This is a genomic window from Serratia sp. JSRIV004, assembly GCF_019968705.1.
GTDB classification, from domain to species: Bacteria; Pseudomonadota; Gammaproteobacteria; order Enterobacterales; family Enterobacteriaceae; genus Chania; species Chania fonticola_B.
On sequence record NZ_CP074140.1, the window covers coordinates 374,056 to 391,315 of the forward strand.

The 17,260-nt window shown below is 56.0% G+C and carries 16 protein-coding genes; 13 read left to right on the forward strand and 3 right to left on the reverse strand.

The genetic code is table 11. The annotated features are described in order from the left end of the window. Nucleotides 1–56 precede the first annotated feature (56 nt). The 10 genes from KGP21_RS01635 to hemB all read left to right on the forward strand — a co-directional run bounded on the left by KGP21_RS01635 (nucleotide 57) and on the right by hemB (nucleotide 9,773). Nucleotides 57–1,370, forward strand: coding sequence for an OprD family outer membrane porin (locus KGP21_RS01635; protein ID WP_223537008.1), 1,314 nt, complete (start codon nucleotides 57–59; stop codon nucleotides 1,368–1,370). 142 nt (nucleotides 1,371–1,512) lie between these two features. Further along, nucleotides 1,513–3,060, forward strand: coding sequence for a DNA recombination protein RmuC (rmuC, locus tag KGP21_RS01640; RefSeq protein ID WP_059199068.1), 1,548 nt, complete (start codon nucleotides 1,513–1,515; stop codon nucleotides 3,058–3,060). Nucleotides 3,061–3,138: 78 nt separating this feature from the next. Continuing rightward, nucleotides 3,139–3,894: a bifunctional demethylmenaquinone methyltransferase/2-methoxy-6-polyprenyl-1,4-benzoquinol methylase UbiE gene (gene ubiE / locus KGP21_RS01645; protein ID WP_021181470.1), complete on the forward strand. Its 756-nt coding sequence runs from the start codon at nucleotides 3,139–3,141 to the stop codon at nucleotides 3,892–3,894. 13 nt (nucleotides 3,895–3,907) lie between these two features. Continuing rightward, nucleotides 3,908–4,516, forward strand: a complete 609-nt coding sequence (locus tag KGP21_RS01650) for an SCP2 domain-containing protein (RefSeq protein WP_037376657.1) — start codon at nucleotides 3,908–3,910, stop codon at nucleotides 4,514–4,516. Further along, nucleotides 4,513–6,144: a ubiquinone biosynthesis regulatory protein kinase UbiB gene (gene ubiB, locus KGP21_RS01655; RefSeq protein WP_021181468.1), complete on the forward strand. Its 1,632-nt coding sequence runs from the start codon at nucleotides 4,513–4,515 to the stop codon at nucleotides 6,142–6,144. The genes KGP21_RS01650 and ubiB overlap by 4 nt, the downstream gene beginning before the upstream one ends. A 140-nt stretch (nucleotides 6,145–6,284) precedes the next feature. Continuing rightward, a complete protein-coding gene (gene tatA / locus KGP21_RS01660) occupies nucleotides 6,285–6,551 on the forward strand; it encodes a Sec-independent protein translocase subunit TatA (protein WP_021181467.1) in 267 nt (88 codons plus the stop codon). A gap of 3 nt (nucleotides 6,552–6,554) precedes the next feature. Further along, nucleotides 6,555–7,127, forward strand: a complete 573-nt coding sequence (tatB, locus tag KGP21_RS01665) for a Sec-independent protein translocase protein TatB (protein ID WP_059199066.1) — start codon at nucleotides 6,555–6,557, stop codon at nucleotides 7,125–7,127. Nucleotides 7,128–7,130: 3 nt separating this feature from the next. Continuing rightward, nucleotides 7,131–7,901: a Sec-independent protein translocase subunit TatC gene (tatC, locus tag KGP21_RS01670; RefSeq protein ID WP_021181465.1), complete on the forward strand. Its 771-nt coding sequence runs from the start codon at nucleotides 7,131–7,133 to the stop codon at nucleotides 7,899–7,901. Nucleotides 7,902–7,953: 52 nt separating this feature from the next. Then, nucleotides 7,954–8,736, forward strand: a complete 783-nt coding sequence (gene tatD / locus KGP21_RS01675) for a 3'-5' ssDNA/RNA exonuclease TatD (RefSeq protein ID WP_223537010.1) — start codon at nucleotides 7,954–7,956, stop codon at nucleotides 8,734–8,736. Between the two features lie 14 nt (nucleotides 8,737–8,750). Next, nucleotides 8,751–9,773 (forward strand): porphobilinogen synthase, encoded by a 1,023-nt coding sequence (hemB, locus tag KGP21_RS01680; RefSeq protein WP_021181463.1) that lies wholly within the window; start codon nucleotides 8,751–8,753, stop codon nucleotides 9,771–9,773. A gap of 42 nt (nucleotides 9,774–9,815) precedes the next feature. Here hemB and rfaH read toward each other — a convergent pair whose 3' ends face one another. Next, entirely contained in the window at nucleotides 9,816–10,304 is a 489-nt protein-coding gene (gene rfaH, locus KGP21_RS01685; protein WP_021181462.1) for a transcription/translation regulatory transformer protein RfaH, read from the reverse strand. A gap of 242 nt (nucleotides 10,305–10,546) precedes the next feature. Here rfaH and pepE point away from each other — a divergent pair, with 242 nt between their 5' ends. The 3 genes from pepE (at nucleotide 10,547) to fre (ending at nucleotide 13,734) form a co-directional block, all read left to right on the forward strand. Beyond that, entirely contained in the window at nucleotides 10,547–11,272 is a 726-nt protein-coding gene (gene pepE, locus KGP21_RS01690) for a dipeptidase PepE (protein ID WP_223537012.1), read from the forward strand. Between the two features lie 212 nt (nucleotides 11,273–11,484). After that, nucleotides 11,485–12,981, forward strand: coding sequence for a 4-hydroxy-3-polyprenylbenzoate decarboxylase (ubiD, locus tag KGP21_RS01695; protein WP_059199063.1), 1,497 nt, complete (start codon nucleotides 11,485–11,487; stop codon nucleotides 12,979–12,981). 51 nt (nucleotides 12,982–13,032) lie between these two features. Then, entirely contained in the window at nucleotides 13,033–13,734 is a 702-nt protein-coding gene (fre, locus tag KGP21_RS01700) for an NAD(P)H-flavin reductase (RefSeq protein ID WP_021807955.1), read from the forward strand. Between the two features lie 152 nt (nucleotides 13,735–13,886). Here the strand turns inward: fre and fadA are convergent, their stop codons facing one another. Both fadA and fadB read right to left on the reverse strand, forming a co-directional pair. Next, nucleotides 13,887–15,050, reverse strand: a complete 1,164-nt coding sequence (gene fadA, locus KGP21_RS01705) for an acetyl-CoA C-acyltransferase FadA (protein WP_021181458.1) — start codon at nucleotides 15,048–15,050, stop codon at nucleotides 13,887–13,889. Between the two features lie 10 nt (nucleotides 15,051–15,060). After that, entirely contained in the window at nucleotides 15,061–17,253 is a 2,193-nt protein-coding gene (gene fadB, locus KGP21_RS01710; RefSeq protein ID WP_059199062.1) for a fatty acid oxidation complex subunit alpha FadB, read from the reverse strand. Between the last annotated feature and the right edge of the window lie 7 nt (nucleotides 17,254–17,260).

Consider the following 17,260-nt stretch of genomic DNA (forward strand, 5'->3'; position numbering starts at 1 on the left):
GGCGATAGCATATCGCCTCGGCAGGGATTTTCTATACCTTTTTCGGGGATAACATAATGAAACGTTCTGCTTTAAGCTGTCTGGTCGCTATTTCGCTATTCTCCACCGCGGCCCAGGCCAGCGTTGATGACGTCCTGAATTCGCCCTTTTTCAGCGACAGCCATGCTGAACTGTCGCTGAAAAACTACTGGAAGTACCTCAAGGAAGATGCCGCCAATCCAAAAGAGGTGCATAACGCCTGGGGGCAAGGGCTGGCGCTGGGCTATCAGTCCGGCTATCTGGCGGACTTTATCGGCGTTAATCTTGATTACTACAGCGCGGTAAAGCTAGGGGCCAGTGATTACTTCAATACTCGTGGGGTGCTGTATAACAACGGCCCCGGCAACAGCAAAGAGAATGCTGCTGGCTACAGCAAGGTGGGCCAACGCTATATCAAGTTGAAAGGCGACGTGGGCGGCGCAGCGCTGAATGCGCAGGCTGGCTGGCAGGTGTTGCGTAACTACGGTGTGATTTCCACCTCCACTCGCCTGTCGCCTACGACTTATCTGGGATGGTCCGGTGGCGTATCCGGTGCCGGGCTCTCTTTGCGCGGCGCGTATGTTGAACGTTCGATGGATCGTAGCTCACCCGACAGCCTGCGCTTGCAAACCAACGATGGCCGCTATATCAACCATCTTGCCAGTGCCGAGCTGGGTTATGAGAATAAAGCATTTAACGGTCAACTGGCCTACGGGGAGTCTCAGGACTATCTGCGCCGTCAGATCTTGCGTATGAGCTACAAGGTCGATGAGAAACTCAGCCTGGGCAGCCAGATTTACACTACTCAGGCGCTGGATGACTATAAACAGATGGCGCTGAGCAAGCGCAACTTCGATCATAACGCCAACCACTATGCGCTGGATGCCAAATGGCAGGAGCCGCTGTGGAGCGTCAAGCTCGGTATTTCCCACACGCGGGCACCGAAGGGAGAGGGTCAGTTGGGCTTCTACCCGCGCCATATGTCAAAAAACTCACGCGGGACCTTTACCTCCATGGCCTATGCCGGTGAAGACTATATGCGCGATGGCGAAACCATGCTGGCCACCATAGCGGAATATCGCATCACGCCTGAGTTTACCGCCGGGCTGGCGGGCAACGTTGGCCAATTCAGCTATCAAGGTGCCGCGGTGCGTACCGGTGAGATTAACGTCTTTGGCCGCTGGGCACCTTCCCATCCCAAGCTGAAAAACCTGACGGTATTCGCCATGGCTGGGCCGGGTTGGTCTTATAAGAACAGCAATAAAACGCCGATACTGGTGGATGGCCATTCCCAGACCTCCCACTCGCTGTCCGGCGAGTTTATCGCCGAATATCGCTTCAAACTGTTTTAATCCGCCTTATCTGCACGGTAATGCCTTGGTTACCGTGTTCACTTCCACATAAAAACAGACTGGACATCCATACAGGCTCCCTTTAACGTGGCAGGCAACAGGCGTAAAACGCGCCGCAAGTGCATGCATGACAGGAGGCAGGGTGGATACCAGTTTGGTTTACGGTATTGGTGGCGTAGCGATAGGTTTACTGCTGGGGTGGCTGATCGCCAGCCTGCGTGCGCAACAGCACGGCGCGCAACATGAAACCGACATGCGTCTGCTGGAACAGTCTTTACAGCAGGCACAGCTTGAAACTGCCTCCCGCCAAGAGACGCTGCAACGCCACGAACAGCTGCTACGGCAAAACGATCTGGAACTGCGCACCCTGCACAGCCAACTGGCCGCCGGGCAGGAGAGACTGCAACAGCTCAACCATTGGCGCAATGAATGTGAATTGCTGAACCAGGAGCTACGGGCGCAGCGTGAAGTCAACAGCGCTCAGGAAGCCGAACTGCGTGAGGTGACGATCCGCCTGGAAGAGACCCGGATGGCCGCAGAAGAGAAACAGCGGCTGTTGATCAGCAGTGAACAGCGTTTGACCACCCAGTTTGAGAATCTGGCCAACCGCATTTTCGAAAACAGCGGCCGCAAGGTAGATGAGCAAAATAAGCAAAGCCTGGATCGCCTGTTGCTGCCGTTACGCGAGCAGTTGGACGGTTTCCGCCGCCAGGTGCAGGACAGTTTTGGCCAGGAAGCACGCGAACGCCATACACTGACGCACGAAATCCGTAATCTGCAACAGTTGAATGCGCAAATGGCTCGCGAGGCGCTCAACCTCACCAAGGCGCTAAAAGGCGATAACAAAACCCAGGGCAACTGGGGCGAGGTGGTGCTGAGCCGCGTGTTGGAAGCCTCCGGCCTGCGTGAAGGACATGAGTATGAGACGCAGGTCAATGTGCGGCTGGATAGCCAAAGCCGCATGCAGCCGGACGTGATCGTGCGTTTGCCACAGGGCAAGGACGTGGTGATCGACGCCAAAATGTCGCTGGTGGCCTATGAGCGTTACTTCAACAGTGAAGATGATTTTGAACGCGAAGCAGCGTTGACCGAGCATATCACTTCGCTGCGTGGGCACATCCGTGTGCTGGGCCGTAAAGATTATCAACAGTTACCTGGCCTGCGTTCGCTGGATTATGTGCTGATGTTTATCCCGGTGGAACCCGCCTTCCTGCTGGCCATCGATCGTGAGCCGGAGCTGATTAGCGAGGCATTGCAACATAACATCATGCTGGTCAGCCCAACCACTTTGCTGGTGGCTCTGCGTACCATCACCAACCTGTGGCGCTATGAACACCAGAGCCAGAACGCCCAGCGGATCGCCGATCGCGCCGCCCGCCTGTATGACAAGATGCGCCTGTTCGTTGACGATATGTCGGCCCTGGGGCAGAGCCTGGATAGGGCGCAGGGCAGTTATCACCAGGCGATGAATAAACTGAGCGAAGGCCGTGGTAATCTTATCGGCCGCATCGAGGGCTTCCGCGCGCTTGGGGTTGAGATTAAACGTCCCATCAACCCGCTTTTGGCGCAGCAGGCATCGGAACAACAGGATGATGAGCTGCTCTCTGAGCCAGACGAGGATATCGCCTCGCTCCCGGAGGAAGATAACGACGATAGCAACGAAGAACCGCATCGCACATCGCACGGATGATACCGTTGCAAGGTGGGGTATTACGCGGCTTTCTGGTACACTCCACGACACTAAATTGACTGAATGGCAGGCAGGACAATGGCAGATCAAGCGCAGGAAACCACCGATTTTGGCTTTCGTACCGTAGCAAGAGACGAGAAGCAGGCCATGGTGGCCAACGTTTTTCACTCGGTAGCGGCAAAATATGACGTGATGAACGACCTGATGTCGTTTGGTATCCATCGTATCTGGAAGCGCTTTACCATCGATTGCAGCGGCGTGCGCCGCGGCCAGCGCGTGCTGGATCTGGCCGGTGGTACTGGCGATCTGGCCGCCAAGTTCTCCCGCATGGTCGGTGAGCAGGGGCAGGTGGTGCTGGCGGATATCAACGATTCCATGCTCAAGATGGGGCGCGAAAAGCTGCGCGACCACGGCATCGTTGGCAATATCAGCTACGTGCAGGCCAACGCCGAAGCGCTGCCGTTCCCGGATAACTATTTTGACTGCATCACCATCTCCTTTGGCTTGCGCAACGTCACCGATAAAGACAAAGCGCTGCGCTCGATGTTCCGCGTGCTGAAACCGGGTGGCCGCCTGCTGGTGCTGGAATTTTCCAAGCCGCTGCTGGAGCCGCTGAGCAAGGCTTACGACGCCTATTCCTTCCACGTGCTGCCAAAAATTGGTGAGCTGGTGGTGAAAGATCCGGACAGCTACCGCTATCTGGCAGAATCGATCCGCATGCACCCCGATCAGGAAACCCTGAAGGGGATGATGGCTGCGGCCGGTTTCGAGAACGTCAACTACTTCAACCTGACCGGCGGCATCGTGGCGCTGCACCGGGGCTTCAAGTTCTGATATGGAAATGCCGATGCTGCTAACCCCGTTACTGACCGGCGTGCTGGAAACCTCGCTCAATAGCCTGCTGTTTCGCGATCGCAGCATGAAAGCTGCCCGCCAACGGCTGGCGGGTAAAGTGTTACGTATCGAGCTACAAGAACTCTCTTCGCCGTTGGTTCTGCTGTTCAGCGAACAGCGCGTGGATGTGCTTGGCCAATCAGAAGATAGAGCCGACTGTACGGTGCAAACCCGCGTACCGGTGCTGCTGAAATTGCGCGATCGTCAGCAACTTTCCCCGCTGATGCGCAGCGGCGAGCTGATTGTCGAAGGCGATATTCAGGTGGTGCAACAGCTGGTCGGCTTGCTCGATCTGGCAGAGTGGGATCCGGCGGAATGGCTGGCGCCTTATGTGGGCGATATCGCCGCGCAAGGTGTTAGTCAGATCGTTGGCAAAGGTTTGGGCCTGCTGAAATCCGGTTTGCAGAGCCAGCAACGCTACGTCGCCGAAACGCTGACCGAAGAGTGGCGTATGGCTCCCGGCCCGCTTGAAGTGGTGTGGTTTAACGAAGAGGTTGATGCCACCGTTCGCAGTGTGGACGCACTGATTGCTCGTCTGGACAAGTTGGAGGGTAAGCGATGACCCCTGGCGAAATTTGCCGCCTGTATTTGATCGTGCGCGTTTTCCTGAGCTATGGACTGGATGAACTGATCCCCAAGATGCGCTTGACGCTGCCGCTGCGCATTGGCCGTCGCCTGCTGTTCTGGATGCCTAACCGCCATAAAGACCAGCCGTTGGGTGAACGCCTGCGCCTGGCGCTGCAAGAGCTGGGCCCGGTGTGGATCAAGTTCGGCCAGATGATGTCGACCCGCCGCGATCTGTTCCCACCCCATATTGCCGACCAACTGACGCTGTTGCAGGACCGAGTAGCACCGTTCGATGGCGCGCTGGCCCGTAAGCATATCGAGTTGGCAATGGGCGGCCCGCTGGAAACCTGGTTCGATGACTTTGACCAGCAGGCGCTGGCATCGGCTTCGATTGCCCAGGTGCATACCGCACGGCTGAAAACGACCGGCCAAGAGGTGGTGCTGAAGGTGATCCGCCCGGACATTGGGCCGATTATCAAAGCCGATGTGCGCCTGATGTATCGCCTGGCAGGTTGGGTACCTAAGCTGATGCCGGACGGTCGCCGTCTGCGCCCGCGCGAAGTGGTGCGTGAATATGAGAAAACCCTGCTCGATGAGCTGAACCTGCTGCGTGAAGCGGCCAACGCCATCCAGCTGCGCCGTAATTTTGACGGTAGCCCGATGCTCTACGTGCCAGAGGTTTACTCCGATTACTGCCGTGAAAGCGTGTTGGTGATGGAGCGGATTTACGGTATCCCGGTGTCGGATATTGCGGCTCTGGAACAGCAGAACACCAATATGAAACTGCTGGCCGAGCGTGGCGTCCAGGTGTTCTTTACCCAGGTATTCCGTGACAGCTTCTTCCATGCCGACATGCACCCAGGCAATATTTTCGTCAGCTATGAACACCCGGAAGATCCGTGTTATATCGGCATCGACTGCGGTATCGTGGGTTCCCTGAACAAAGACGACAAGCGCTATCTGGCGGAAAACTTTATCGCCTTCTTCAACCGCGACTACCGTAAGGTGGCGGAACTGCACGTTGATTCTGGTTGGGTACCGCGTGATACCAACGTGGAAGATTTTGAGTTTGCCATCCGTACCGTCTGCGAGCCGATCTTTGAAAAACCGCTGGCGGAAATTTCGTTCGGTAACGTGCTGTTGAACCTGTTCAATACCGCACGCCGTTTCAATATGGAAGTGCAGCCGCAACTGGTATTACTGCAAAAGACGCTGCTGTACGTTGAGGGCCTTGGCCGCCAGCTCTATCCGCAACTGGATCTGTGGACCACGGCGAAGCCGTTCCTGGAAAGCTGGCTGCGGGATCAGGTGGGCATTCCGGCGGTGATCCGCGCGCTGAAAGAAAAAGCGCCGTTCTGGGCCGAGAAATTGCCGGAGTTACCAGAGCTATTTTATGACAGCCTGCAACAGCATAAACTGTTGCAACAAAGCGTCGATAAATTGACCGGTCAGATGCAGGCGCAACGCGTTCGGCAAGGTCAATCACGGTATTTGTTCGGGGTTGGCGCTACACTGTTAGTCAGTGGTACGATTTTACTGCTGGGAGGCGTAGAGGTGTTCCCTGCCTGGATGATGGCCGCAGGCGTAGTAGCCTGGGTCGTTGGTTGGAAACGCACCGTCTGAATAAATTAACCATCAGGTTAAGCGTTGTCGCTGTAGCCCTGCAAAAACGGGGCATATCCAACACAAAGATGAAGGGTATATAATGCGGCAACTTGAAAGACAACGGGTATAGACCCTTTTTTAAACCAGAGGTAAGTACAATGGGCGGTATTAGTATTTGGCAATTGTTGATCATCGCGGTGATCGTGGTACTGCTGTTTGGCACCAACAAACTGCGTACCCTAGGTTCCGATCTCGGTGCATCAATCAAGGGCTTCAAAAAAGCGATTGGCGACGACAACAGCACCGCGCCAACCAACACGACTGAAAAAACCAACCACGATGCAGACTTTGCGGCCAAGCCTATCACCGATAAGCAGCCGGAAGTGAAAGCAGCGGAAGAGTCGAAGAACAAAGAGCAGGTATAAACCGTGTTTGACATTGGGTTTGGTGAACTGCTGCTGGTACTGGTGATTGGCCTAGTGGTACTCGGGCCAGAACGGTTACCGGTGGCGGTCAGAACCGTTGCGGGCTGGATCCGAGCGCTGCGCTCTCTGGCAGCTTCGGTGCAGAATGAGCTGACGCAGGAATTGAAGCTGCAAGAACTGCAGGAAAGCCTTAAGAAGGCGGAGAAAGCGGGTTTGCAGAATTTAACGCCGGAACTCAAAGCTTCAATGGATGAGCTGAAAGAGGCGGCTGAGTCGCTGAAACGCTCTTATCACGTCGATAAGGACGAGCCGCCGCATACCATCCACAATCCAGTGGTCACCGATCCTGAAGCCATTCACGATGGCGTGACGCCGGCGGAAGCGGCGACTACCGCTTCGGCACCTGTTGCCACACCGCAGCCCACTGAACCTGCGCCAGTCGAGCATAGTGAACCGGTGGTGCCAACCGTGGCTCAGGCAACGGTCGTGGATCAGCAAATCCCTGCAAAGCAGGCCATCCCAGAGCCTGTGGCGGATAAATCCCCTGCGTCTCAACAACCTAGTGGCGAACGTTAAAACATGGCCGTTGAAGATACCCAACCGCTTATCAGTCATCTGATTGAACTGCGTAAGCGGCTGTTAAATTCGATCATCAGCGTGCTGGCGATCTTTATCGTGTTGGTGTTTTTCGCTAACGATATTTATCAGATCGTGTCTGCACCGCTGATCGATCAGTTGCCTGCCGGGGCGAGCATGATCGCCACCGATGTGGCTTCACCGTTCTTTGCTCCGATCAAGTTGACGATGATGGTTTCGGTGATCGTTGCCGCGCCTTTCATTCTCTATCAGGTCTGGGCCTTTATCGCTCCTGCGCTGTACCAGCATGAACGCCGCCTGATGATGCCGTTGCTGGTCTCCAGCAGCCTGCTATTCTATCTGGGGATGGCGTTTGCCTACTTTGTCGTGTTCCCGTTGGCCTTTGGCTTTTTTGCCAAAACTGCACCCATCGGCGTCACGATTGCGACCGATATCAGCAACTACCTGAGTTTTGTCATGGCGCTGTTTATGGCGTTCGGCGTGGCTTTTGAAGTGCCGGTTGCCATTATTCTGCTGTGCTGGAGCGGTGTTACTACGCCAGAAGACCTGCGTAAGAAACGCCCGTATGTGCTGGTTGGTGCTTTCGTGGTCGGCATGCTGTTGACGCCGCCGGACGTGTTCTCGCAAACCCTGTTGGCGATCCCGATGTACCTGTTGTTTGAGGTCGGGGTATTCTTCGCCCGCTTCTATGTCGGGAAGCGGCGCAAGCCGGTAGAGGAAGAAGAGGAAGGCGAAGAGCCACCAGCCTCCTGATACTCGTCTGTCTCTAAGCCGCCCATCGGGCGGCTTTTGCTTTGGAAAAACCATGTTTGATATTGGCGTCAACCTTACCAGCTCCCAATTTGCCAAAGATGCCACACAGGTGGTGGAGCGAGCCAAAACCGCAGGCGTGACGGGGATGCTGATCACCGGCACCAGCGCGCAGCAAAGCGAGGCGGCCAGTCACCTGGCCCGTGCGCATAGTGGCTATTGCTGGTCTACGGCTGGCGTGCATCCGCATGATGCCAGCAGTTGGAACGATGAGGTCGCACAGCACATTCACCGGTTGGCATCGCAGCCCTTCGTTGCAGCCATTGGTGAATGTGGGCTGGACTTTAACCGCAACTTTTCTACCCCGGAACAGCAGGAAGTGGCTTTCAACGCCCAGTTGGCATTGGCCGCCGAGCTCAATATGCCGGTCTTCCTGCATTGTCGCGACGCACACGCACGTTTTGTTGCACTGCTGACCCCTTGGTTGGATAAACTGCCCGCCGCAGTCGTGCATTGCTTCACCGGCAGCGCCGAAGAGTTACAGGACTGTCTGGCGCTGGGGCTGTCGATCGGTATCACCGGTTGGGTTTGTGATGAGCGCAGGGGTTTGGAACTGCGTGCCTTGTTACCCCAAATCCCGGCCGATCGTCTGCTGCTGGAAACCGATGCCCCCTATTTGTTGCCCCGGGATTTACACCCGAAACCTGCATCTCGCCGCAACGAACCCTGTTTTCTGCCCCATATCATTCGGCAGGTTGCGACCTGGCGCGAAGAAGATCCCGCGTGGCTGGGCCAGAAAACTGATGAGAACGCCCGCCGGTTATTCCGGCTGGTCTGAGTTAGGAGAAAATTATGAGCTATGCATTTCCGGGCACCTTCCCTGGTCGCCGTATGCGCCGTGTGCGCCGTCATGACTTCAGCCGCCGTTTGGTCGCCGAGAATCAGGTGACGGTCAATGACCTGATCTACCCAGTGTTTGTCATGGAAGGCAGCAACCGTCAGGAAGCCGTTTCCTCGATGCCTGGCGTATCGCGCATGAGCATCGATCTGCTGATCAAAGAGGCAGAAGCCATTGCCAAGCTCGGCGTGCCGGTGATCTCCCTGTTCCCGGTGATTGAGCCTGGCCTGAAGTCGCTGCATGCCGAGGAAGCCTACAACCCGGATGGTTTGGTGCAGCGCACCGTGCGTGCGTTGAAAGATGCCGTGCCGGAGCTGGGGATCCTGACCGATGTGGCGCTCGACCCGTATACGACCCATGGGCAGGACGGGGTGATCGACGAACATGGCTACGTGATCAACGACATCAGCAAAGAGATTCTGGTTCGCCAGGCGCTATCTCACGCTGAAGCCGGTGCCGAAATCGTGGCTCCCAGCGATATGATGGATGGCCGCATCGGCGCGATCCGCGATCAACTCGAGCTACAAGGCCTGGTGAATACCCAGATCATGGCGTATTCCGCTAAATATGCCTCATGCTATTACGGCCCGTTCCGTGATGCGCTCGGCTCCACCGGTAACCTGAAAGGCGGCAACAAGAAAACCTATCAGATGGATCCGGCTAACGGCGACGAAGCCCTGCAAGAGATTGCTCAGGATCTGCAGGAAGGCGCGGATATGGTGATGGTGAAGCCAGGGATGCCGTATTTGGACGTGGTGCGGCGTGTGAAAGATACCTTCGGGGTGCCGACCTTCGCCTATCAGGTGTCGGGCGAATATGCGATGCATATGGCGGCGATCCAGAACGGCTGGCTGCAGGAGCAACCGGCGGTGATGGAATCCTTGCTGTGCTTTAAGCGTGCCGGGGCTGATGGTGTGCTGACCTACTTCGCCAAGCGTGTCGCCCAGTGGCTGCATGATGATGCGATGCGCCGTTAATCGGTAGCAGACAAAACAGGCACCCTTGGGTGCCTGTTTGCATTAAAGCTTTTGGAACTGCCGGTTATCGATGCTCTGATTAATCTGCTTGTTGATCAAATTCAGCAGCAGCATCGAGCGGGCTTCACCGTCGGGTTCGGTGTAGATCGCATGTAGGCCCTCGAACACGCCATCGGTGATCAACACCGTATCGCCCGGCTGTGGGGTCTCTGGGTCCACATAGTATTCTTCGCTATGTGTCTGGAGCTCTTCGATAACCTGTAACGGTATCTGGGTCGGTAAGGCTCCAAATCGTACAAAGTGGCTGACACCACGGGTAGCGCTGATCGTGGTGGTGTGAATACGTTCCGGATCGAATTCAACAAACAGGTAGTTGGGAAACAGCGGTTCGCTAACGGCGGTACGCTTGCCACGCACGATTTTCTCCAACGTAATCATTGGGCTCAGGCAGTTGACGGCTTGCCTTACCAGGTGTTCCTGGGCCCGCAACAGCTGGCCGCGCTTACAATAAAGTAAATACCAAGATTCCATAGTTTCACATGCCTTTCTGTCAGCCGTTAAGCATACCAAAAGCCACTACGGATACCTAGTGACGCAAGCGTCCATCTTGTTGCCATGAGTTGCGGCAATCCACGGTAGCCAGCATAAAGTCACATATTTGTTTTCCTGATTCAGGTATAACAATAGGCCTCAAATTTACGACTGTCACAGTATGGTGGGCAAGCCTGATGCTCAATGTGACGCCTTTATCATTCTTGCACTGAGGGAGAGACATGGAGCTATTTTTACTGAGTAACGGCAAGCTTTCCGGCGAGGCCGAACTGCTCGGTTATGCCAAGAGCCGGCTGTTGGCCATGATTGAACGCCGTAACATCACATCAGCCGTTTTTATTCCTTATGCCATGATCCGTGGTGATTACGACCAGCGTGCGCAGGAACTGTCGCAGACGTTGGGTATCAAGGTTACCAGCATCCACCATGCCGAGTCTCCGGCAGAGGCGATCGCACAGGCCGAGTGTATTTTGGTCAGCGGCGGCAATACCTGGATGCTGAACCAGATGCTGCATGAAAATGGCCTGATTGTGCCAATCCAGCGTGCGGTGCGTGAGCGCGAAGTGCCTTATGTAGGTTGGAGCGCTGGCTGTAACGTGGCGACGCCGAGCATCCGTACCACCAATGATATGCCGGTACGCAGCAGCGTCGTGTTGCCTGCGCTGGGGTTGTTCCCGGTCCAGATCAACCCACATTACATCGATGCCCACATCAGCGGCCACATGGGTGAAACCCGTGATGAGCGCCTGGCAGAGTTCTGTGCGGTGAACCCAAGCGAGTCGGTTGTTGCACTGCGTGAAGGCAGCCTGCTGCACGTCTGCGGCAACGATCTGCGCTACTTCAGCGCCAGGGAGCAGGGCTTTAAAGTGTTCCGCCACGGGGTAGAGATACAGGAATATCATGATACTTTGGCGCTGCGCTCGTTGGTGCCGTTCATCTGCCATTGATAAACCGAAGGGGGCGCAGCATGCGGCGCCCCTACAGATTCAGCATTGTGATGACAACCCAAACTAGTAGCGCTAATGTGGGCAGATTGGCTAGAATTTGTTAATCTATCCGTTGCTGTGAAACGCCTTAAAATCAGCCAGTTAATTAAACGTCGAACCCCCTTGAGATTTTCAGGGATCGTCGTTTAAATCTTCTATAAATCAATGGTGTAATGGCTTGCATGAAATACCGTGACCTACGCGATTTCCTCTCGTTGCTGGAAAAGAGAGGGGAACTAAAACGCATCAGCCAGCCGATTGATCCCTATCTGGAAATGACAGAAATTGCCGATCGTACGCTGCGAGCAGGCGGCCCGGCGTTGCTGTTCGAAAACCCGAAAGGCTACGATATGCCGGTGCTCTGTAACCTGTTCGGCACGCCCAAGCGGGTGGCGATGGGGATGGGGCAGGAAGACGTCAGTGCGCTGCGCGAAGTGGGCAAGCTGTTGGCGTTCCTCAAAGAGCCGGAGCCACCGAAGGGCTTTCGCGATCTGTTCGACAAGGTCCCCAAATTCAAGCAAGTGCTGAATATGCCGACTAAGGTGCTGGGCTCTGCCCCGTGCCAGGAACAGGTGTGGCAAGGGGAAGATGTCGATCTTGGCCGTATTCCGGTGATGCACTGCTGGCCGGAAGATGCCGCCCCGCTGGTCACCTGGGGGCTGACGGTTACCCGTGGCCCGCATAAAGAGCGCCAGAATCTGGGGATCTATCGCCAGCAGGTATTGGGCAAGAACAAGCTGATTATGCGCTGGCTCTCGCACCGTGGCGGCGCGCTGGATTATCAGGAGTGGTGTCAGGAACATCCTGGTGAACGTTTCCCGGTTGCCGTTGCGCTGGGGGCCGATCCTGCCACCATTTTGGGCGCTGTGACGCCGGTGCCGGATAACCTGTCCGAATATGCCTTTGCCGGGTTGTTGCGCGGCAACAAGACCGAAGTGGTCAAATGTCTGTCCTGCGATCTCGAAGTTCCCGCCAGCGCAGAAATTGTGTTGGAAGGTTATATCGAGCAAGGGGAGCTGGCGCCGGAAGGCCCGTATGGCGATCACACCGGTTACTATAACGAGATCGACCACTTCCCCGTCTTTACCGTGACCCATATTACCCAACGGCGCAACGCGATTTATCACTCTACCTATACCGGTCGCCCGCCGGATGAACCAGCGGTGATGGGAGTGGCGCTGAACGAAGTGTTCGTGCCGATCCTGCAAAAACAGTTCCCGGAAATCGTCGATTTCTACCTGCCGCCGGAAGGGTGTTCCTATCGCCTGGCGGTGGTGACCATCAAAAAACAGTACGCAGGGCACGCCAAACGCGTAATGATGGGGGTCTGGTCTTTCCTACGCCAATTTATGTATACCAAGTTTGTCATCGTCTGCGATGACGATGTGAATGCGCGTGACTGGAATGACGTAATTTGGGCGATCACCACCAGAATGGATCCGGCAAGGGATACCGTTTTAGTGGAGAATACGCCGATTGATTATCTGGACTTCGCCTCACCGGTTTCCGGGTTGGGATCGAAGATGGGCCTGGATGCCACCAATAAATGGCCGGGAGAAACCCAGAGAGAGTGGGGCCGTCCGATTCAAATGGATGAGAAGGTGCGTGCGCGTATCGATGACATCTGGGATGAGCTCGCCATATTCAGTGACAGAGAACCGACGCTTTAAGCGCCAGTCTTTGTTCTCGGTCTTGCATTGATGACCCGACAGAGGGAACGCATGACAATCTTGAGCTGTAAAGTGACCTCCGTAGAGGCCATTACCGATACCGTTTATCGGGTACGTTTGGTGCCAGAGGCACCGTTTTCGTTCAAAGCAGGGCAATACCTGATGGTAGTGATGGATGAACGTGATAAACGCCCGTTCTCTGTGGCTTCGACGCCAGCACAGCAAGATTATATCGAGCTGCATATTGGTGCTTCTGAACTGAACCTGTATGCGATGGCGGTGATGGATCGTGTGCTGAAAGAGCAGGCCATCACCGTGGATATTCCGCATGGTGAAGCCTGGCTGCGTGAAGAGGGCGAGCGCCCGCTGGTGTTGATTGCCGGTGGTACCGGGTTCTCTTACGCGCGCTCGATTTTGCTGACGGCGCTGGAGCGCCAGCCAGACCGTGATATATCTATCTACTGGGGTGGGCGTGAGCTGAAGCATCTTTATGATCTCAGCGAACTGGAAGCGATTTCACTGCAATACCCAAATCTGAAGGTTATCCCGGTAGTTGAACAGCCGGAAGAGGACTGGCGTGGCCGCAGTGGCACGGTGCTGAGCGCTGTGTTACAGGATTTTGGCTCGCTGGCGGAGCATGATATCTATATCGCAGGTCGTTTCGAGATGGCGAAAATTGCCCGTGAGCGTTTCTGTGCCGAGCGTGGTGCACTGGAAGCGCACATGTTTGGCGATGCTTTCGCGTTTATCTGATTGTATGCGCAGCGTTAAAGACGGGGTGGCCAAATGCTGCCCCGTTTTTTTTGACATCGAATTTCAGGCATAAAAAAACCCGCCCCTGACAGGCGGGAAGTACGGCAACAAAACCTTTGGGATGCCCTTTTGGAGCATCCAATCAGACACAGCTAAACGCGTTCAAATACCGTGGCGATCCCCTGACCCAGGCCGATACACATGGTGGCCAGACCAAACTGCACGTCACGGCGTTCCATATTGTTCAGCAAGGTGGTGGAGATACGGGAGCCGGAGCAGCCTAATGGGTGGCCCAGGGCAATCGCACCGCCGTTAAGGTTGATCTTATCGTCCATGCTTTCCAGCAGCCCCAGATCTTTAATACAGGGCAGCGACTGGGCGGCAAAGGCCTCATTCAATTCAAACAGGTCTATATCCTGCACGCTCAGGCCGGCGCGTTTAAGCGCGAGTTTGCTGGCAGGCACCGGACCATAGCCCATGATCGAAGGATCGCATCCCACGACCGCCATTGAGCGGATGCGGGCACGAGCCTTCAGTCCGAGTGACTTGGCACGGGATTCGCTCATGATAAGCATGGCGGAAGCGCCGTCAGACAGTGCGGAAGAGGTGCCTGCGGTGACGGTGCCGTTGACCGGGTCAAACGCCGGGCGCAATGCCGCCAGGCTGGCAACGGTGGTTTCCGGGCGGATCACTTCGTCATAATCGTAACGAGTCAGTACGCCGTCGGCGTCATGGCCGGTGGTGGGGATAATTTCGTTTTTGAAATAGCCGGCCAACGTAGCGGCATGGGCACGTTGGTGGGAGCGGGCTGCAAATTCATCCTGCATTTCGCGGCTGATATTATGCATTTTGGCCAGCATTTCTGCGGTCAGGCCCATCATCCCTGCCGCTTTTGCCACGGTGCGGCTCAGGCCTGGATGGAAGTCTACACCGTGGTTCATTGGGACGTGGCCCATATGTTCCACTCCGCCAATCAGGCTGACCTGCGCGTCACCAACCATGATTGCGCGGGCTGCGTCGTGCAAGGCCTGCATCGAAGAACCACACAGGCGGTTCACCGTTACCGCTGGCACACGATGTGGGATCTCGGCCAGCAGCGCGGCGTTACGGGCGATATTGAAGCCTTGTTCCAGCGTTTGCTGCACGCAGCCCCAGTAAATATCATCAATCTCGGCGGCATTCAGCGCCGGGTTACGGCTCAGCACGGCACGCATCAGATGAGCAGAAAGATCTTCCGCGCGTACCTGGCGGAAAGCGCCGCCTTTTGAGCGGCCCATTGGCGTACGTACGGCATCAACAATAACTACGTTTTCCATCTTTATAACCTCATGCCGGTTGGCCAGTGGAGATATCAGACAGCGCCGCTGTCACCACCGGGTAGTAGCTTTCATTACGTTCCGCCTTGGCACGCAGGCCGGCTGGCACTTGATACAGCGCCCCCAGGTTAGCGTAACGCTGGGCCATTTCGACGTAATTGGCGGTGCCGAGCGTATCCAGATAGCGGAATGCGCCACCGTGGAACGGCGGGAAGCCGATGCCGTAAACCAATGCCATATCCGCTTCTGCCGGGCTGGCCACAATGCCTTCTTCCAGACAGCGTACCACTTCGTTGATCATCGGGATCATCATGCGGGCAATGATCTCTTCACTGCTGAAGGTCTGTGCCGATGCGCTCACGGTTGCCAGCAGAGTGTCGGTTTGCTCGTCGTTATCTTTACGCGGCTTGCCTTTGCTATCCTGGCTGTAGCGGTAGAAGCCCAGCTGGTTTTTCTGGCCGAAGCGTTGGTTATCGAACATCACGTCGATCGCATCGCGGTAATTTTTACTCATGCGCTCAGGGAAACCGTTGGCCATCACCGCCTGGGCATGGTGCGCGGTATCAATACCGACCACATCCAACAGATACGCCGGGCCCATCGGCCAGCCGAACTGTTTCTCCATCACTTTGTCGATCTGACGGAAGTCGGCGCCGTCGCGCAGCAGCTGACTGAACCCGGCAAAATACGGGAACAGCACGCGGTTAACGAAGAACCCTGGGCAATCATTGACCACGATCGGCGTTTTGCCCATGCGGGTGGCGTAGGCCACCACGGCGGCGATAGTGCTGTCGCTGGTGTGTTCACCGCGGATTATCTCAACCAACGGCATGCGGTGCACCGGGTTGAAGAAATGCATACCGCAGAAGTTTTGCGGGCGCTTCAACGATTTTGCCAGGTGATTGATCGGGATGGTTGAGGTATTGGAGGCCAGTACGGTATCTTCGCCGATCAGGGCTTCCACTTCAGACAACACCGCCGCTTTTACCTTAGGATTTTCAACTACGGCCTCAACAATCAGTTGGGCGCGTTCGATTCCGGCATAGTCCAGCGTTGGCTGGATGGTTGACAGCACCTGTGCCATCTTCAAGCCATCCAGTTTGCCGCGCTCCAGCTGTTTATTCAGCAGTTTGGCCGCTTCATTCATGCCGAGAGTCAGGGATTTGTCGCTGATGTCCTTCATGATCACCGGCACGCCTTTCAGCGCGGATTGGTAGGCGATACCGCCACCCATAATTCCGGCACCCAGCACGGCAGCCTGTTTCGGAGCTTCAACGTTCTTGGCCAATTTTTTCGCCTGGCCTTTCACGAACTGATCGTTGAGGAAAATGCCCACCAGGGCGCGCGCTTCGTTAGAGCGGGCCAAAGGCACAAAGCTGGCGGTTTCCAGTTTCAACGCTTCTTCACGGCCAAACTTGGCGGCGGCTTCGATAGTTTTTACCGCTGTCATTGGCGCAGGATAATGTTTCCCGGCAGTTTGCATCACCATGCCTTTGGCCGTGGTGAAACTCATGGCCGCTTCGATTGGGCTCAGTTTCAGCGGCTCCAGCTTCGGCTGACGGTAGGCGCGCCAGTCGAGTTGGCCGTCGATCGCCTGTTGCAGTACTTTCAGCGCGGCTTCCACCAGTTTCTCCGGTGCGACCACGGCATCGACCAGGCCGACTTTCAGCGCGTCTTTCGCGCCGATATCTTTCCCGGCGGCAATGATTTCCAGCGCGCTGTCGTTACCCAGCAGGCGTGGCAGACGTACGGAACCCCCGAATCCTGGCATGATGCCCAGTTTGGTTTCCGGCAGACCGATGCGTGCGTCTGGAGAGGCGATACGGAAATCGGTCGCCAGGATGCATTCGCAGCCACCGCCTAACGCGTAACCGTTAATGGCGGAAATGGTTGGCACCGGCAAATCTTCCAGCCGGTTAAAGATGGTATTGGCAAACACCAGCCATTCATGCAACTTTTCAGCCGGTGCGGCAAACAGCGAGAGGAACTCGGTGATGTCGGCACCCACGATGAATGCGGATTTGGCAGAGCGCAGCAGCAGCCCTTTCAACTCGGTTTGCTGTTCCAGCACCTCGAGTGCGGCACCCAGGCTGGCAACGGTGCTGGTATCCAGCTTGTTGATCGGGCCTGGTGCGTTGAACACCAACTCGGCGATGCCGTTGTCGAGCCAGTGTACTTGTAATGTTTCGCCTTGGTAGAGCATGTCGATC